The sequence below is a fragment of the Komagataeibacter sp. FXV3 genome (assembly GCF_015155755.1).
GTDB lineage: Bacteria > Pseudomonadota > Alphaproteobacteria > Acetobacterales > Acetobacteraceae > Komagataeibacter.
This window is the reverse complement of the sequence record NZ_VWPI01000082.1, coordinates 58644-74265: the sequence shown is the minus strand read 5'-3', so window position 1 is coordinate 74265 and position 15622 is coordinate 58644. Positions and strand designations below refer to the sequence as shown.

The window sequence follows — 15622 nt, the reverse complement described above, 5'->3', positions numbered from 1 at the left end:
TTTGAGGGGCTGTCTCACTGTAAGTTTCTGGAGGCATCCCATGCAACAATCATGGGGTGCTCCTTACAACACTTGAATGGCGAACCATGCCAACCTCGTGGGACGGTGCTGTGCAATATCCGTGACTCACGTTGGCGCGCATTAGACAGCCACTTACCACCTAAACTGAGAGAAAATTTTGTCTTGACCACAAGACGTTACCCGTCGTCCCCATGCCGAATTCGTGTGGTCCACGCCCTGCAAGATGCGTGAGCTTGACCATGCAAGATCCGTGTAGTGACCCGTGCCAAACTCGTGGAGTGGGGATGTGCAAAATGCGAGAGCTGTTCGTGCAAAATTCGTTGGGTAAAGGAGGTAGCTTTTATGAAGCTTTGTACAAAATTCATGATGCGTTTCTGGAAGTAGATACTTTGTGTGCTTTCAAGGTGTGGACGCACTTCGGACAAGAAACCAAGTCACCAGAAAAAATGAAAATATGTTCCCGCAGATCGTCTTAGAGAGTGAGACCGGCGTTCAGTCCGACATGGAACACCCTGCGGCATATGATCGCATGGATGCACCTGCCGTGACTGGATAGGTCAGGAGCGAAGAGCAAAGGATTTGGTTTTGCGTGCATTTGATATTTGCGACTCACTCTTACACGCATTTGTGAGTCCGGGGCTTTCATGACCACCCGCATTCTTCGCCGCTGGTTCGTGGTCCATAAATGGACGAGCCTGGTCTGCACGCTGTTCCTGCTGATCGTGTGCGTGACCGGCCTGCCGCTGCTGTTCTCCGAGCAGATATGGGACACGTTCGTCGGCGACGATGACCCACCCTATGAGGTTCTGCCGCCTGGCACGCCGAACGCCAGTCTGGATGTCATCGTGGACAAAGCCCGTGCGCTCTATCCCGGCCAGATCATCACCAGCGTCAATCCGGATGACGATGAACCGGCAGTGCTGGTTTCCATGGCGCCAAGCTGGCAGGCCCTGAAGGACGACGAGAACTATCCCGACCGCCATTCCGGACACTGGATCAAGTTCGACGCCCGCACGGCCAAGATACTGGAGCAGTCGCGTCCCGCCGATGCCCCGAAGGAGCCGCGCACCTGGACCGGCATCATCATGGGTATCTGCAATCGGCTCCATACCAGCCTGTTTGCCTATCTGCCCGGCCGGCTGTTTCTCGGCCTTATGGGCGGTGTCTTCGTGGCCTCGCTGGTGTCCGGCACAGTGCTGTATGGAAGGTTCATGAAGCGGCTACCGTTCGGCTCTGTCAGGCGGGATCGGGCGTCACGCCTGACATGGCTGGACCTGCATAACCTGTTGGGGGCCGCCACGCTGGTCTGGGCGACGGTGGTGGGCTTTACCGGGCTCGTCAACGAACTCCAGACCCCACTCTTCGGCCTGTGGCGCGTCACCGATGTACGGCAGATTTTGCGGCCCTATGCGGACCTGCCGGTGCCGTCGCAGGAGCATCTGTCTTCGGTGCAGGCCGCGTTCGATACGGCGGCCAAAGCGACGCCTGGCAATGAGGTGACCGGCCTGTCCTTCCCTGGCGCGTCTTTTGGTAGTCCCGTGCATTACGTGCTCTGGACGCGTGGTGCGACCCCGTTGCGGGCGCGCCTGTTTACCCCGGTTCTGGTTGATGCCCGCACGGGCGAACTGACCGGGGCCTATCCCATGCCGTGGTATCTGCGCTTTCTCGAGATATCCCGCCCTCTGCACTTCGGGGATTACGGCGGCATGCCCCTGAAAATCCTGTGGGCGCTGCTCGATGTGGTGGTGATTGGCGTGCTGGTCAGCGGCCTGGTGCTATGGGCGGGCAAACGGAAGATCGCGACCGATGCCCGATTGCGGGCGCTGGGGTATGATCTGGATGACGGCGACGGCACCGCGCCTGCGGATTTCGCGCTTACCCCTGTGGAGGGCGCGCGATGAACGCCGTCTCTCCCGAAATCCCCGTGCCATCCCAACCAGTTTCGGCATCACGTCACGCCGTCGCCGTCTGGCCGTGGCCGATCGCGCTGGGTCTGCTCACCGCCTTCGGCCTGCTGTCCGCCCTGCTGGGCCAGCATGGCGTCTGGCTGGCCCTGTCATGGGCCGCCCTGTCTATTCCCCTCATCGTGACGGTCGCCTGTCTGTTCAAAGCATGGTGCCGCACACCGTCTGTCAAAGGAGGTCAGTCATGACCCCGATCTCGTTTTCCCCGTGGGATATGTTCCTCAACGCCGGTCCTGTCGTCCGCTGCGTGATGATCCTGCTGGCTGTGGCCTCGCTGCTGACCTGGACCATCTTCATCGCCAAGTCGCTCGAACTGCTGCGCGTGCGCCTTAAACTCCAGAAGGCCGAGAAAGCGCTGGAAGAGGCCAATACGCTGGACCTTGGCGAGGAATGGACACGCGGCAATTCCTCCATCGCCCACACGCTGGTCATGGCCGCCGAGACCGAACGCAGGCGCTCCGCCGACATCCCCGATGACAGCGAGGGGCTGAAGGAGCGCATCGTCCTGCACCTCGAACGTCTTGAGGCCGCTGAAGGACGCAGGCTCCTGCGCGGCACCGGTGTGCTGGCCACCATTGGTGCAACGTCACCCTTTATCGGCCTGTTCGGCACGGTCTGGGGCATCATGACATCCTTTACCGGCATCGCCGCCAGCAAGGCGACCAGCCTTGCCGTGGTCGCCCCCGGCATTGCCGAGGCCCTGCTGGCTACAGCGCTGGGTCTGGTGGCCGCGATCCCGGCGGTGGTGATCTACAACCATCTTGCCCGCCAGACGGCGTCGTGCCGTGCACAGGTGGCGGACCTGACCGCACTGGTGATGCGCCTGGTGTCGCGCGATCTGGGCCGCACGCAGATGCTCATGGCGCAGGGCAACATCGTACGGCTTGGCCCGCAGGCGCGTGATGTCCGCACGGCGGCCGGGGAGTGAGCCGTCATGATCCGCATGCGCCATACCGATGAAAGCCCGCACGAGGCGAGCGAGATCAACGTCACCCCATTCATCGACGTGATGCTGGTCCTGCTGGTGATCTTCATGGTCACAGCGCCACTGACCACGGTGAACGTGCCGGTGGACCTGCCTTCCTCGACCGAGAAGCCCACGCCGCGCCCCGATGACCCGGTGTTCCTCACCGTCAAGGCCGACCATGGCCTGGCATTGGGAGAAGATGACATCACCATGGACGGTCTGGCGGGTGCCCTGGAGGGGGCCACCAAGGGCAACAGGGACGAACGGATCTTCCTGCGCGCCGACAAGACGGTCGATTACGGCACGCTGATGGGCGTGATGGATAAGCTCCGGTCCGCCGGATACCTCAAGGTCGCACTGGTCAACCTGCAGGGACAGGAGGAAGGCAGCGAAGCTGGCACAACAATGGTGCCGACCGCCTCCACAACCTCGGGTAGTGCTCCTGCCACGGCTCCGGTTGCGGCAGGCACGCCGTGAGCAGTTCGACGGATATGGCGCAGGGGGCGGATATTTCCGTGCCACCGTCCTTTGCCGACTGGCAGAGGGGGCAGGCCCGTCTGGCCCGACGTCACGATGCGCTCCGCTGGGGCCTGTCCTTCCTCACCGTACTGGCCGCCAGTGGCGGAGCGATCTGGTGGATCATGCGCCTGCCACCACCGGTCATGGCCGTGCCCGAACCACCGCCTGCCGCGATCGCCATCGACATGGCCCCGGAACCGGTCTCGACACCCACGCCGCCAACGGATGCGCCGATCGGCCCGAAGCAGACCCAGTCCATTCCCGATCCGGCCCCGGTCGAGCCGCCGAAGATCACGGCTCCGCCGTCGCCCGCGCCCAATCCGCCAGTCCCGGTGCCCAAGCCCGAGAAACCGCGCAAGATCGTCAAGAAGAGCAAGCCGGTGCCGATGCTCAAAAAGCCCATCCCGGACAAAACGCCGCCCGCCGAGGCCACGACCGCGCCGCCGTCCTCGGAAGCGCCACCGGCGCCCACGCAGGCGGCTCCCGCTCCAGGCGCCTCATCTTCCAAGGCATCGCATGACCCGGTGACCTGGCAGGGCGCATTGCTGGCGCAACTGGAAAAGTTCAAGCGCTACCCGTCCGATGCCATGGCCGACCATCAGGAAGGTGTTCCGACCGTAACCTTCTCCATGGACCGCAAGGGGCACGTGCTCTCGGTGACGCTGGCCAGCAGTTCCGGCCATGCGCTGCTGGATCAGGAAGCCATAGCGCTCCCCAAACGCGCCCAGCCTCTGCCCATTCCGCCGGACAGTGTCGCGGGGGATCCGATCACCCTGACCGTGCCCGTCGAATTCTACATCCACCCGGACAGGAACTGAGGTTTCTGGCCATTCCCTTATTCTGATCGTGACAGGATCATCACCATGCTCGCCTTTTCCGAACACCGTCGTTCTCCGCCCGCCCTGAGCCAGATCCGTCCCGGCATGGGCGCCAGTCGCAATGCGGTGCGCAAGCTTGAGGACCGCTGCCGGGAGGCGGGCGTGAAGATGACCGACCTGCGCCGGGTACTGCTGCATGGCATCCTTGAAGCGGGTGCGGGAGCCACGGCCATCGAGATCTGGAAGACCCTGCGCACCATGACTGACGGCCATCCGCCCAGCCAGGGCTCGATCCAGCGCAATTTGAACCTGCTCGTTGCCCGCGACATCCTGCGCCGCGACGTCTCGCCCGACCGGCTGTGGCATTACAGCATTGCGCCCGAACGCAAAGGCAGGCTGGCCGTCACCTTTGTCGAGGCGGGAACGGGCCGAAAGATTCCGTGCCGGATGCCGGAAGTGGCGGCCCTGTTGCGTCGGGCCGCGGCTGAACACGGGCTGGCCGTGCAGGCCGTCGCCATTACCGTGACGCCAGTACTGGCCACCGGTGATGCGGACATCCGCTGAGCGCTGAAGCATTTTTTCATCCGGTCGCTGAAAAAACGCAGTGGCCGATCGTCTTTATAGACAGAGCCCTCCCGCAGGGACGGGACATCTTCCTTGAAATTCATCGCCTGGTTCGTCCGTCGCCCGGTGGCGACGCTCCTGCTGCTGCTCTCCGCCGTGCTGTCGGGCCTGATGGCGCTGCCTCTCCTGCCGGTCTCGGACCTGCCCGATGTTGACCTGCCGGTGATCTCGATCTCGGCGTCGAATGCCGGTGGCTCGCCCGAGGTCATGGCCCGCACGGTGGCCGCCCCACTGGAGCGGCATCTGGGCAATATCGCGGGCGTTACACAGATGATGTCTTCCTCCACACGGGGGCAGACCTCCATCTCGCTGGGCTTTGAACTGGGGCGCGATCTCAATGGCGCGGCCCGTGATGTGGAAGCGGCGATCAGGGCAGCCCGGCGCGACCTGCCGACCACGCCGGGATCGGACCCGCAATACCACCGCGCCAACCCCAACGCGACACCGGTGCTCATTCTGGCGGTGACACCGGGCATGCAGTCCATGGCGAAGCTGTATGATCTGGTGAACACGACGCTGCGCCCCATGCTGCTGCAGGTACAGGGTGTGGGGGACGTTACCCTTATGGGCAGTTCAGCCCCCGCCGTGCGGGTGGAGATGAACCCGTTGCTGTTTTTCAAATACGGGATCGGGTTTGAAGACCTGCGTGCGGCCCTGGCCTCGGCCAATGCGCATACGCCCAAGGGCGTGATCGACATGGGCGACCGGCGTTTCCAACTGGCCGTCAATGATCAGGCCGAACACGCCGATGCGTATCTGGATCTGGTGATTGCCTACAAGAGCGGGCGTCCGATCCGGCTGCGGGATGTGGCCACCGTGACCGACAGCATGCAGGACGTGAATGCCGCCGCGTTCTTTGATGGCAGACCAGCCCTGACCCTGATGGTGCGTGCCCAGCCGGGGGCCAATCTGGTCGGCATTGTCGATGCGGTGAAGGCCCGCCTGCCGCAACTGCGCATACTGATGCCGACCGGTGCGGATATTGCGGTCGCGCGGGATGGCTCGGCCGTGATCCGCTCCTCGCTGCATCACACGCTGGTGACACTGCTGGCCGCCTGCATTCTGGCACTGACCGTGGTGTGGGTGTTCCTGCGGTCATGGACGGCATCCATCGCAGCCGCGATCATTGTGCCATGCTGCCTGATCGCCAGCCTCGGGCCGATGCATCTGGCGGGCTTCGGGCTGGACAACCTCTCGCTCATGGCGCTGACGGTGGTCACGGGCCTGGTGGTGGATGACGCCATTGTGGTGATCGAGAACATCATCCGCATGCGCGAGCGGGGTCTTTTCATCGACGAGGCCGCCATTGCCGGGGCGAGCGAGGTGGCGTTCACGCTGCTCTCCATCACCGTGTCGGTGCTGGCGGTATTTCTGCCGATTGGACTGGCCTCGGGGCTGACGGGACGGCTGTTCCGGGAGTTTGCGGGCACCGTCGGCATTGCCGTGACCGTCTCGCTGGTTCTGTCCTGCGTGGTCACGCCGTGTCTGACGGCGTTGTGCATGCGGTTTGCCGAGGGAAGAGACGCCCGCATCAACGAAGAACAACCGACCGTAGCGGAAGATCATTCCCACGGCGTCGATGCCGCAGATTTTCTGGATCATGAAAAACACAGTGGCAGCCTGTATCGCCGTATTTTGGAAATCTGCCTGACCCACCCCGGCAAGACCGCGCTGCTTTTGCCATTGACCCTGCTGGTGGGCGTCTTTCTGTTCACCCGCATGCCAAAGGTCGTGTTCCCGCGTCAGGATATGGGCATCGTCTCGGGTGGATCGCGGGGCAGCGGCAGTTCGCTGGCCCAGACCAAGGCGCGGCTGGAGCGGTTCAGCAGGGTGTTGCTGGAGGATCCCGCCGTGACGCATGTGATCGCCTATCTGGATACCGGCGAAGGTTCCAGCCACGGTATGGTGTTCGCCACACTGCGCGACCTTTCCACCGGGCGCGCTTCAGGAGCGGAAGTCGCGGCCCGCGTGATCGCCCGGATGGGCAAGGATATCCACGCCGAATACCATGCCCAGGCGCCGGGCAACATCATGATGCGGGTCGGCTCGAACAGCAGCGGGGTCAGCTACATCCTGCGCAGCGAGGATGACCGGCTGCTGGGACCGGCAACACGGAAACTGGCGAAAGCCCTGCGCCATCGTCCGGAGCTCACGGATGTGGATCCGGACGTCGATCCGCCGGGACAGGGGATCACGCTGGCGATCGACCGCGATACCGCCGCCCGCGTTGGCGTCACGCCGCAGGTCATTGGCAACACCCTGTCCGACGCGCTTGGCCAGACCACGGCCTCGGTCGTCTACACAGCACATGGGCAATATAACGTGGTGCTGACCGTGGAAAACCGCTTCCAGCGCGATCCCGAGATCCTGAAACAGTTCTGGGTCAGTCCCTCGGGTGGGTCAGCGTCCGGCAGTTCGGCGTCCAACACCATCCGGGTGGTCACGTCGGCCACGGCCAGCACCACGGCATCGACCGGTGCGACGGCGTTTCGAAACCAGATCGCCAATTCACTGGCGGGCGGGGCGAATGCGTCCACCGGCTCGGCCGTGGCGACGGGAGCGGAGACGCTGGTGCCGCTGTCGGTGGTGGCTCGCATCACCCCCAGCCTTGATCCGGTAGCCGTCACCCATATCGGCTATGCCAGTTCCGCCTCTCTGGCGCTGGAACTGGCGCCGGGTGTCAGCCTGTCACAGGCACAATCCGTTATCGATCAGGAGTGGCGGAGCCTGCATCTGCCCGAGACCATCACCGGGGAATTGCAGAGCGATGAGGGGGATGTTGGCAAAAGCGCGCATGACAGCGAGATCCTGATCATCGCGGCCATCCTGGCCGTCTGGATCACGCTGGGCATGCTCTATGAAAGCGTGTGGCACCCGCTGACCATCCTCTCCACCATCCCCTCGGCCGGGATCGGAGCCATCCTGGCACTCGACCTGTTCGGGCTGCCGTTCTCGGGCATGGCGGTGATCGCCATGCTGCTGCTCACCGGCATCTCGCTCAAGAACGCGATTCTGCTGGTGGACTTTGCCATCCATGCCGAGCGCGAACGCGGCATGACGTCACGGGACGCCATCCGCGAGGCCTGCCTGCTGCGGCTGCGGCCCATCGTTATGACCACCTTTGCGGCAGCCCTTGGCGCGCTGCCGCTGGTGCTGATGGGCGGCTATGGGATGGAACTGCGCCAGCCGCTGGGCATCGCGCTGATCGGTGGCCTGCTGGTCAGTCAGGCCCAGACCATGTTCACGACCCCGGCGCTTTATCTTCTGGCGGGGCGATGCGCTGCGTTCGGCCGACTATTCCAGAAGGAACGCCCAAATCGGCAAAACCTGTAACCGCTTACTCGACGGCGGTGACTGGTGTGACCTTTGTTGCGGAAAGGGCGGAGGAGATTTTGAGATCGATCCCTTTGACCGCGCGCTGGATCGGCTCTTTTTTGAGGTGAGCGTAACGTGCGGTCGATTTGAGATCCCGATGGCCCAGCAGTTTCCCGATCATGATCAGATCCTCGCCCAGTTCCAGCGCATCGGATGCAAAGGAATGACGGAGATCATGAATGCGGACATCCTCCAGCCCGGCTTCCTTTCGGATGCGCCGCCACGGCTTCTCCAGATCGGTCAGGTGGCCACCTTCTTTCCGTCCCGTGATGACATAGGGATTGCCCTCGACCCTTGGGATGCCTCCAAGTAAGCCGACTGCACTCTCGCCTAACTGAACCGTGCGGGCACCATTTTTCGTGTCAGGTAGTCTGATTACCGCTTCGTTCAGATAGACGTATTCCCATTTCAGGCGCTGGACTTCCCGCAGGCGACAGCCGGTCAAAAGCAGGATTTGGAGCGCATTCACGGCTTCGGGCATCGTGGAACGAGCATCATCGAGCGCCTGGCCAAGGCGCTGATGTTCTTCCGCCGTGAGATAGCGCTCGCGTTTCAGCTCCTTGTAGCGTTTCACGCCCCGACAGGGATTCACGTTATCTTTCCGGACGCCCCACAGGATCGCCAGCGAGAACATCTTAGACAGAACACCGAGGGTTCGGTTGGCCTGATAGGGAATATGGCGATAGGTATGATGGAACCCGACTACATCGGAGTGGGTGAGGGCGTCCATCTTCCGGTTGCCAATCTTTTTCGCGATGAACAGGTCAATCGCGCGCTTGTACTCGGCCTGAGTCGTGGGTTTCAGATGCGTGTTCACATGCCGTTCGACGAAAGTCTTGCTGAACTGGCTGACGGTCGGGCAGGAGCGCTCCTCTCCGCGTTCGACATTGGGATCGCCGCCGTCTTTTACGCGGGCAAGAATCCTGATCGCCTCATCCCGCGCTTTATCCGCCGTCCATGGACCATGATGGCCGATCGTATAACGACGGAATCTCCCGTTGGTCCGGTAATGAACCACATAGCTCATCCGGCCCGAAGGCCAGACCCGCAAGGCGAAGCCGGCGACCTGATCGTCCCAGACGATGTAGTCCTTCTCGGCAGGCTGAAGGGTGGCAATGATACGCTTTGAAATTCGGGGCATGGCTTCCTCCGCAGGATGCGTATAGGATGCAAATGGGACTGAAACGTCAGCGTGAGCTGGCGTAGGAAGCTGAGCCAAATTACACAAATTATGCAATTAAAATAAAAGGATAGGCGTAGATTGGCGTAGGGAGTGCGGATATTTCGCGGTGCGGCGTAGGCCCTGCTGTCAAACTCATAACCTGAAGGCCGCAGGTTCAAATCCTGCCCCCGCAACCAAGATTTATCCAATATAATCAGCATGTTAAGCCGTCCGTAGGGGCGGCTTTCTGCGTTTGGGACATACGCGCAGGATGCACATAAAATTCTTCGGAAATACCGGATCATCTCATGAGTTGGCAGTTTGACTGGCGATCCGGTGCAGGTCCGCATTGTCATATGTCCGGCATCCATCTGGCACCTGTCCTACAAGCCCGGCAATCGCCTTCGCGACAGTTTTCGCGTCAATCGCGCCATATCCAGCAAGCCTGCCGATTATGAACGGTGCCAGCGCCGCCGCCAGCCGCTGACCGATCGCCTCCATCGGTCGTGCCTCTGCACGGTGACCCAGCAACATGCCGGGGCGCAGGATGTCCACGCGGCTGAAACCGAGCGCCCTGATGTCGCGCTCGATCGCGCCTTTGGTCCTGAGGTAAAAACCGGGACCGCCCGCCCCCACGGAAGAAACGAGAATGAATTGGCGTGCGCCAAGCGCATGCGCCGCTGTGGCAAAAGCGAGGACATAGTCATGATCCACGCGGAACATGGCCGCCTGCGATCCAGCAGCACGAATTGTGGTGCCCAGGCAGGAAATCGCCACGTCAGCGCCAGTTGGGACGACGGTCCGTAATGTCACCCCGGGCGCCGCGCACAGGCGTTCGAAATCAATGACATGATCGGAGCCAGATGATTTCCGACGCGTCAGGCTGGTGACGACGGTATCAGGCCGCTTGGCAAGGTCCGCATCGACAGAACGCCCGACCAGGCCGGTGCCCCCGATGAGCAGAACGCGCGTCGTCATCGCAGGATCAGATTGGTGATGACGTCGGTTAGTTTGCCGAATGGCGGCTGAAGTAGTGTTGCCGCATTGAAACGCCCCTGTCTGTACACCCCACGGGCATGCGTGAGTGCCATGAAGCCTTCCTTTCCATGATACGCGCCGATCCCACTGTTTCCCACGCCACCAAACGGCAGATCGTCCTGCACATAATGCATCAATGTACCATTGATCGTCACGTTTCCTGAAACGGTGTCCTTCAACACCCTGTCGCGTTCAACGCGGTTGTCGCCAAAATAATACAGGGCCAGGGGCCGGGGCCGCGCGTTGATGAAGGCAATCGCTTCATCAAGGGTCCTGTAAGTCAGCACAGGCAGGACCGGCCCGAAAATCTCCTCCTGCATAACCGTCATCTGGGGCGTGACATCGAGCAGCAGCACGGGGGCCAGCACATGATCCGTGGGTGAATCGCTCCCCAGTCGGATCACCTGTGCCCCTTGTACCGCGGCATTGTCGATCAGACCGCTCAAGCGCCCGTAATGATGGGTATTAAGAATCGCCGTATAGTCAGGAGACCCCGCATAGCCATCCGGATGTAGCTTTTTCACGGCGTCCTCATAGGCTGCGGCAAAAGCGTCCCTGTCGTCTTCATGCACCAGCACATAATCCGGCGCGATGCAGGTCTGCCCGGCATTGGTCAGCTTGCCGAACGCCACGCGGTCCGCCACCCGCTGCATGGAAAAGCCGGGTTCAATCACCACGGGTGACTTACCGCCCAGTTCCAGCGTGACCGGTGTCAGATTGCGTGCTGCTGCCTCGGCGACCTTCTTTCCAACCGCCGTACTGCCCGTGAACAGGATATGATCGAAAGGCAGGGCCGAGAATGCGGCACCTACGTCGCCACCGCCGGTCACGACGGAAATCTGCTCCGCGGGAAAGGCAGCCTGAACGATCTCGCCAATCACTGTCGATGTGGCCGGTGTAAATTCCGACGGTTTGAGCATGGCCCGGTTGCCGGCGGCAATCGCTGTCGCCAGCGGCACGAGGGCAAGCGAGACCGGATAGTTCCACGGCGCGATTATCCCCACGACACCCACCGGCTGCCGCACCACCCATGCACGACCGCACTGGAAATAGGCCGAGACGTGGCGGCGCTGCGGTTTCATCCAGCACCCCAGATGGGCGATCATGTAATTGATCGACTGCACCAGCGGGATCAGTTCCACAATGGCGCTTTCCCGCTCCGAGCGCTGGCCGAAATCCGTTTTCAGGGCGCGCACGATCTCGGTGCGCCGCTTCAGGATTTCGACTTTCAGGCGACGCAGATCGGCCCGGCGCTGTTTCAGGTCGGGCGGCCCGGCATTCAGGAACGCGGCGCGCTGGCGGTCGAGAATACGGTGCAGGTCAGCGGGGGTAACATCGGACATTGCGTCCTCCATGTTTACAGGAGAAACTTATGCAGGCAAGGTATGGAGCATGACGATCTGGTGTCAATGAAAGTTTCTTGTGTAAACATGGACCTCACGAATGAGTGAAACCAAGGACCGCCCCTACCATCACGGTGACCTGCGCCGCGCCCTGATCAACACGGCGCTGGACATACTGGCCACGGACCAGAACTGGGCGTTCACCCTGCGGGAAGTGGCGCGGCGCACGGGTGTCAGTCATGCAGCGCCCTACAAGCATTTCCGTGATCGCGAGATGCTGTTGCGGGAACTGGCCCGGATCGGCTTCGTCAGGCTAGGGGAAAGCCTGACAGATGCCATGTCCCTCGATCAGCCGTCCACGCGCGCGCAATTCGTGGCGGCGGCACAGGCCTGTATCGGGTTTGCGTGTCAAAATCCCGGTCTTTATCGGCTGATGTTCAGTTCCGATGCCGATAAGACGATAGATCCACCATTGCATGACGCGGCCATGAAGACCTTCGGGATTCTTCTGGATCTTCTGGAAAGGGGGCAACGTAACAGAAGCTTCCGGCTGGTTGCCGTCAGCGCTTTGGCTGCGGCAAGCTGGGCGCAGGTGCACGGCCTGGCCATGCTGGCGATCAGTAATCAGTTGCTTGAAGAGAAGGTCGGGTCAGCCCCGGTTCCGGCCGCGCTGGACGTGTTGCTGGATGGCATGTGCTGCACCAATTGATTGGGCTACGACGTGTCGCCGTTTTGGAATGAGTGGTAATTTCCCTGATAACCAAAATGAGGCGTAAGCCGCCGATCCGCTATTTTTCAGATGCTGTTTTGCTGGCAACAGTTACCAGCCTGAACGAAGCCCGCCCTGCCGAGACCGCAGGGATGGACGCGAGATTGTAGCGCATGGGATCGAGGCGGGCGGCCATCGTGGCATTCTTCGAAGCCTTCTGAAACTTTTCTTATGATTGCATGATGTTTTCTGATCTGACGATTTCAAGAATATCCAGAATACAGATTTCTATCTGGAACCGGGCAATCCATTTCCGGGTTTGTCCCTGTCAAGGATGTCCATAAGTTCAAATACATTCTGTGTGGCTGCGCCATAGGTAGTGTTGTCATAGATCGTCCAGACATCAATGCCGCGCATGGCAAGGGACGTGACGATTTTTGCATGGGCTTCAATAGCTTCTTTTGTATACATTGATTCATAGATGCGCGGCGAGCCATGCAGCCGAAAATAGGCAAGGTTACGCCAGCCCCCGGGCTGCGCCGCAGGGGATGGTCTGGCCGGATCGGCCGCAACCCGCGTTATCTGCAGTCTTTCCAGCATATGGCTGACTTCGGGTGTGAACCAGCTGGCATGTCTTGGCTCCACAACAACCGCTCCGGCGATCGCGGCTTTCAGGTCATGGAAAAACTGTTCGGCAATAGCCCCGGGATAGGCAAAACTGGGGGGAAGCTGGACCAGGATGGGACCACGTTTGTCACCCAGGCCGCCGGTTTCCTCGGCAAAGCGTTCGATCAACGCCTGACAGTCGGAAAAACGGCGTTCATGTGTGATCGTTTTGGGCAGCTTGACAGAAAAGCGGAACGCAGGCGGTACGCTTGCCGCCCAACGCGCATAGGTCGTGCGTCGGTGCGGTCGATAGAAACTGCTGTTGATCTCGACGGCCGCGATGCGCGCGCCATAGCGTTCCAGATGTGTGCCGACCGTGGGAAACCGGCTGGCCAGTGCGGGGGGGATCGACCAGCCGGCGACGCCGACGCGAATGGACATGCGGGGTTCCTTGCAAACATATTTTTAGTCAGGGAGCATTTTTTATACAGATGCCAGTTGCACGATGGCCCTGCTTTCAGGTTTTTCCTGGGCGGGATGCAGGTTGTACGATTTCATCCGGTGCGTGGCTGCTTGATCAGGCTGCTGTCAATTCCGTCCGGAAGATCGCTCCAGAAAAATCCTGCAATAATAACAAATATTCAGGAAACACTACTTTCTTGAAAACCGCATCAATGGGCTGTTCCCAAACAATCCATCGGAATGATGTTCCGCCTTTTTTACGGCGCCACCGTGAAATCCAGTTCGTAAGTGGACTGATTGACTGAACGTCGCTGTCGTTCGATATGAATGGCCGGATCATGGGGTAGCAATCCGTTGACCAGATACACCGTATCCGGTCCCACGCCATGATTGGTATAGGCCAGTTGATATGCACCCGGTGTCAGTCTGGTCGCTATATGAAAGCGCAGGCTGATCACACCGCTTCCCGTCCGTAGGGTCATGACCGATGGGAAAGTAGCATCGGCAACAGTAAGGGAGGCCGGGTTACCATTAATGGAAAACGACAGTCCCTGCCTGACCCGTGCAACATAAGCCTGCTGTTCCTGTGGTGACAGGATGCCGTCTGCGTTGCTGTCAATCTGGTTAATGACACCGGATGCCACATCCACACCGGGCGTCAGCCGCAGGGTCATGGCAATATGCTGCCGTGTGACATCAATGACCGTGGCCTGCAGGTATTCATCCAGCCGGTGTGCATACGCCGGGCTGCGGGCTGCCGACAGTCCGATCATCGCCAGCCATACGAACCGGGCCCAGTTCATGGCATGGTATACCCGGTGCCATAGTCGTTGGTAGGATCACGATAGACGGTATGCACATGCATGGTCGGATCATCACCCACGCCCTGTGGTGAAAATTCGATCAGCAGTCGTGGCCCCTGAATACGGTAATAGGATGATCCATTACGACCCGGCGCATGGGTTGTCGGGCCGCTCCATGCAAACCATGTATTGTCCAGATCATCCCGTATTTCCTTCAGGCGCGGGGTTGCATAGGCGTCGTTTATGATCCCTGCCCATTCCCCGATCACGCCTGTCAGCAAATCCTTTTGTGTCGTAGTCAGTGCAGACCCCTTTATTCCTTCGGGAATGAGGGTTTCCCCATCATGGCCCGGTCCCTGCACCAGGTCCTCCACCCTGTACGAAAGGATGGCCTGCTGGCGCTGTTTTGTATCCAGGGCATCCAGCAGGGCAAAGGCACTGTCATTTTCACCCGCCAGAACACGCACTGTCCTGCCGTCCGCCTGATAGATCGCAGGCTGTGCACCCGTCAGGGTCGGGGTCATGACACCATGCTGTCCGTCAATGACAATGTTAAGCCCCAGATGATGGCCACCAAACTGCACCATCCATGGGCTGGTCGTACCTGGTGTGCCAAAAATCGCAATGGTATAGACGGCCTTGCCCGACGCGAACGGCGTGCCGGCATCCGCCAGCGCCTGATCGCCCCCCATTATGTCCATGACCTTCTGATAGCCTTTCGGGCTTAAAACGGTCTGCAGCAGATGGAATGCCGCAGTGCGCTGGGCAGGTGTCAACCGGCCCATCTGCAATCCCGGCCGCGGCACGTCACTGACCGGGAAGTTGGACCACACCGACGTGCCATAGCGTTCGCCAATAAAACCACCGGGCGGTCCCATGCCCGGTCCACGGACCATGGGGGCAGTTGCCTGCGCGTCGGTTACCGGCTGGACAGGCTGGTCAGGGGCGCTGCGGCGGAAGCGGGCCAGCGTGCCGGATTTTTGTGTAACAAATGGAAACTGCACTTTCGCACGGCTGGTGGCGTCAAATGTTGCAAGAAAGGACAATGCGGCGCTGGCGACGGCCTGTGTCTGGCTGGCGGCCGGATCTATCCCCGTGTCGGGCGAAGCCATGGCTGCCATGGCCGGGACCGTTCGGGCCATGACGGGGAGTGTGGCCAGAAACAGTCCACCAGCCATCAGGGAAATCTTTCGCATCAGTCCTCTGCTTTT

Annotated in this window: 14 protein-coding genes; 8 read left to right on the top strand and 6 right to left on the bottom strand. The window is 60.8% G+C overall.

From position 1 onward, the window contains the following. The first annotated feature begins 665 nt into the window (after positions 1–665). The 7 genes from F1542_RS08405 to F1542_RS08375 all read left to right on the top strand — a co-directional run bounded on the left by F1542_RS08405 (position 666) and on the right by F1542_RS08375 (position 8246). Positions 666–1922 carry a PepSY domain-containing protein gene (locus F1542_RS08405; RefSeq protein ID WP_193732637.1) on the top strand — a complete coding sequence of 419 codons (1257 nt, stop codon included), beginning with the start codon at positions 666–668 and terminating at the stop codon, positions 1920–1922. Then, complete coding sequence (locus F1542_RS08400; protein WP_193732636.1) at positions 1919–2173, top strand: hypothetical protein; 255 nt, start codon at positions 1919–1921, stop codon at positions 2171–2173. Before F1542_RS08405 ends, F1542_RS08400 begins: the two co-directional genes overlap by 4 nt. Continuing rightward, complete coding sequence (gene exbB / locus F1542_RS08395) at positions 2170–2913, top strand: tonB-system energizer ExbB (RefSeq protein WP_193732635.1); 744 nt, start codon at positions 2170–2172, stop codon at positions 2911–2913. Before F1542_RS08400 ends, exbB begins: the two co-directional genes overlap by 4 nt. A gap of 6 nt (positions 2914–2919) precedes the next feature. Next, complete coding sequence (gene exbD / locus F1542_RS08390; RefSeq protein WP_193732634.1) at positions 2920–3429, top strand: TonB system transport protein ExbD; 510 nt, start codon at positions 2920–2922, stop codon at positions 3427–3429. After that, positions 3426–4289: an energy transducer TonB gene (locus tag F1542_RS08385; protein WP_193732633.1), complete on the top strand. Its 864-nt coding sequence runs from the start codon at positions 3426–3428 to the stop codon at positions 4287–4289. The genes exbD and F1542_RS08385 overlap by 4 nt, the downstream gene beginning before the upstream one ends. 45 nt (positions 4290–4334) lie before the next feature. After that, positions 4335–4853: a Fur family transcriptional regulator gene (locus F1542_RS08380; protein WP_193732632.1), complete on the top strand. Its 519-nt coding sequence runs from the start codon at positions 4335–4337 to the stop codon at positions 4851–4853. A 93-nt stretch (positions 4854–4946) separates the two neighbouring features. After that, a complete protein-coding gene (locus tag F1542_RS08375) occupies positions 4947–8246 on the top strand; it encodes an efflux RND transporter permease subunit (protein WP_193732631.1) in 3300 nt (1099 codons plus the stop codon). Between the two features lie 4 nt (positions 8247–8250). Here the strand turns inward: F1542_RS08375 and F1542_RS08370 are convergent, their stop codons facing one another. The 3 genes from F1542_RS08370 to F1542_RS08360 all read right to left on the bottom strand — a co-directional run bounded on the left by F1542_RS08370 (position 8251) and on the right by F1542_RS08360 (position 11831). Then, positions 8251–9429, bottom strand: a complete 1179-nt coding sequence (locus F1542_RS08370) for a site-specific integrase (RefSeq protein WP_193732630.1) — start codon at positions 9427–9429, stop codon at positions 8251–8253. Between the two features lie 327 nt (positions 9430–9756). Next, a complete protein-coding gene (locus F1542_RS08365; RefSeq protein ID WP_193732629.1) occupies positions 9757–10428 on the bottom strand; it encodes an NAD(P)H-binding protein in 672 nt (223 codons plus the stop codon). Beyond that, complete coding sequence (locus F1542_RS08360; protein ID WP_227672579.1) at positions 10425–11831, bottom strand: coniferyl aldehyde dehydrogenase; 1407 nt, start codon at positions 11829–11831, stop codon at positions 10425–10427. The genes F1542_RS08365 and F1542_RS08360 overlap by 4 nt, the downstream gene beginning before the upstream one ends. Before the next feature lie 100 nt (positions 11832–11931). Between F1542_RS08360 and F1542_RS08355 the strand changes: the two genes are divergently transcribed. Further along, complete coding sequence (locus tag F1542_RS08355; RefSeq protein WP_193732627.1) at positions 11932–12540, top strand: TetR/AcrR family transcriptional regulator; 609 nt, start codon at positions 11932–11934, stop codon at positions 12538–12540. 288 nt (positions 12541–12828) lie between these two features. On the opposite strand, the gene F1542_RS08350 is transcribed toward F1542_RS08355, so the two are convergent. The 3 genes from F1542_RS08350 to F1542_RS08340 all read right to left on the bottom strand — a co-directional run bounded on the left by F1542_RS08350 (position 12829) and on the right by F1542_RS08340 (position 15607). Then, on the bottom strand, positions 12829–13587 hold the full coding sequence (locus F1542_RS08350; RefSeq protein ID WP_193732626.1) for a DUF72 domain-containing protein: 759 nt from the start codon (positions 13585–13587) through the stop codon (positions 12829–12831). A 278-nt stretch (positions 13588–13865) separates the two neighbouring features. Next, complete coding sequence (locus F1542_RS08345) at positions 13866–14411, bottom strand: hypothetical protein (RefSeq protein ID WP_193732625.1); 546 nt, start codon at positions 14409–14411, stop codon at positions 13866–13868. Beyond that, positions 14408–15607 carry a DUF3500 domain-containing protein gene (locus tag F1542_RS08340; protein ID WP_193732624.1) on the bottom strand — a complete coding sequence of 400 codons (1200 nt, stop codon included), beginning with the start codon at positions 15605–15607 and terminating at the stop codon, positions 14408–14410. The genes F1542_RS08345 and F1542_RS08340 overlap by 4 nt, the downstream gene beginning before the upstream one ends. Positions 15608–15622: the final 15 nt, after the last annotated feature.

What these genes read in the sequence shown, in the direction of transcription:
- F1542_RS08360 (WP_227672579.1), bottom strand. Translation starts at nt 11,831, where the DNA reads ATGTCCGATGTTACCCCCGCTGACCTGCACCGTATTCTCGACCGCCAG.
- F1542_RS08380 (WP_193732632.1), top strand. Translation starts at nt 4,335, where the DNA reads ATGCTCGCCTTTTCCGAACACCGTCGTTCTCCGCCCGCCCTGAGCCAG.
- F1542_RS08405 (WP_193732637.1), top strand. Translation starts at nt 666, where the DNA reads ATGACCACCCGCATTCTTCGCCGCTGGTTCGTGGTCCATAAATGGACG.
- F1542_RS08370 (WP_193732630.1), bottom strand. Translation starts at nt 9,429, where the DNA reads ATGCCCCGAATTTCAAAGCGTATCATTGCCACCCTTCAGCCTGCCGAG.
- exbB (WP_193732635.1), top strand. Translation starts at nt 2,170, where the DNA reads ATGACCCCGATCTCGTTTTCCCCGTGGGATATGTTCCTCAACGCCGGT.
- F1542_RS08355 (WP_193732627.1), top strand. Translation starts at nt 11,932, where the DNA reads ATGAGTGAAACCAAGGACCGCCCCTACCATCACGGTGACCTGCGCCGC.
- exbD (WP_193732634.1), top strand. Translation starts at nt 2,920, where the DNA reads ATGATCCGCATGCGCCATACCGATGAAAGCCCGCACGAGGCGAGCGAG.
- F1542_RS08365 (WP_193732629.1), bottom strand. Translation starts at nt 10,428, where the DNA reads ATGACGACGCGCGTTCTGCTCATCGGGGGCACCGGCCTGGTCGGGCGT.
- F1542_RS08400 (WP_193732636.1), top strand. Translation starts at nt 1,919, where the DNA reads ATGAACGCCGTCTCTCCCGAAATCCCCGTGCCATCCCAACCAGTTTCG.
- F1542_RS08350 (WP_193732626.1), bottom strand. Translation starts at nt 13,587, where the DNA reads ATGTCCATTCGCGTCGGCGTCGCCGGCTGGTCGATCCCCCCCGCACTG.
- F1542_RS08345 (WP_193732625.1), bottom strand. Translation starts at nt 14,411, where the DNA reads ATGAACTGGGCCCGGTTCGTATGGCTGGCGATGATCGGACTGTCGGCA.
- F1542_RS08340 (WP_193732624.1), bottom strand. Translation starts at nt 15,607, where the DNA reads ATGCGAAAGATTTCCCTGATGGCTGGTGGACTGTTTCTGGCCACACTC.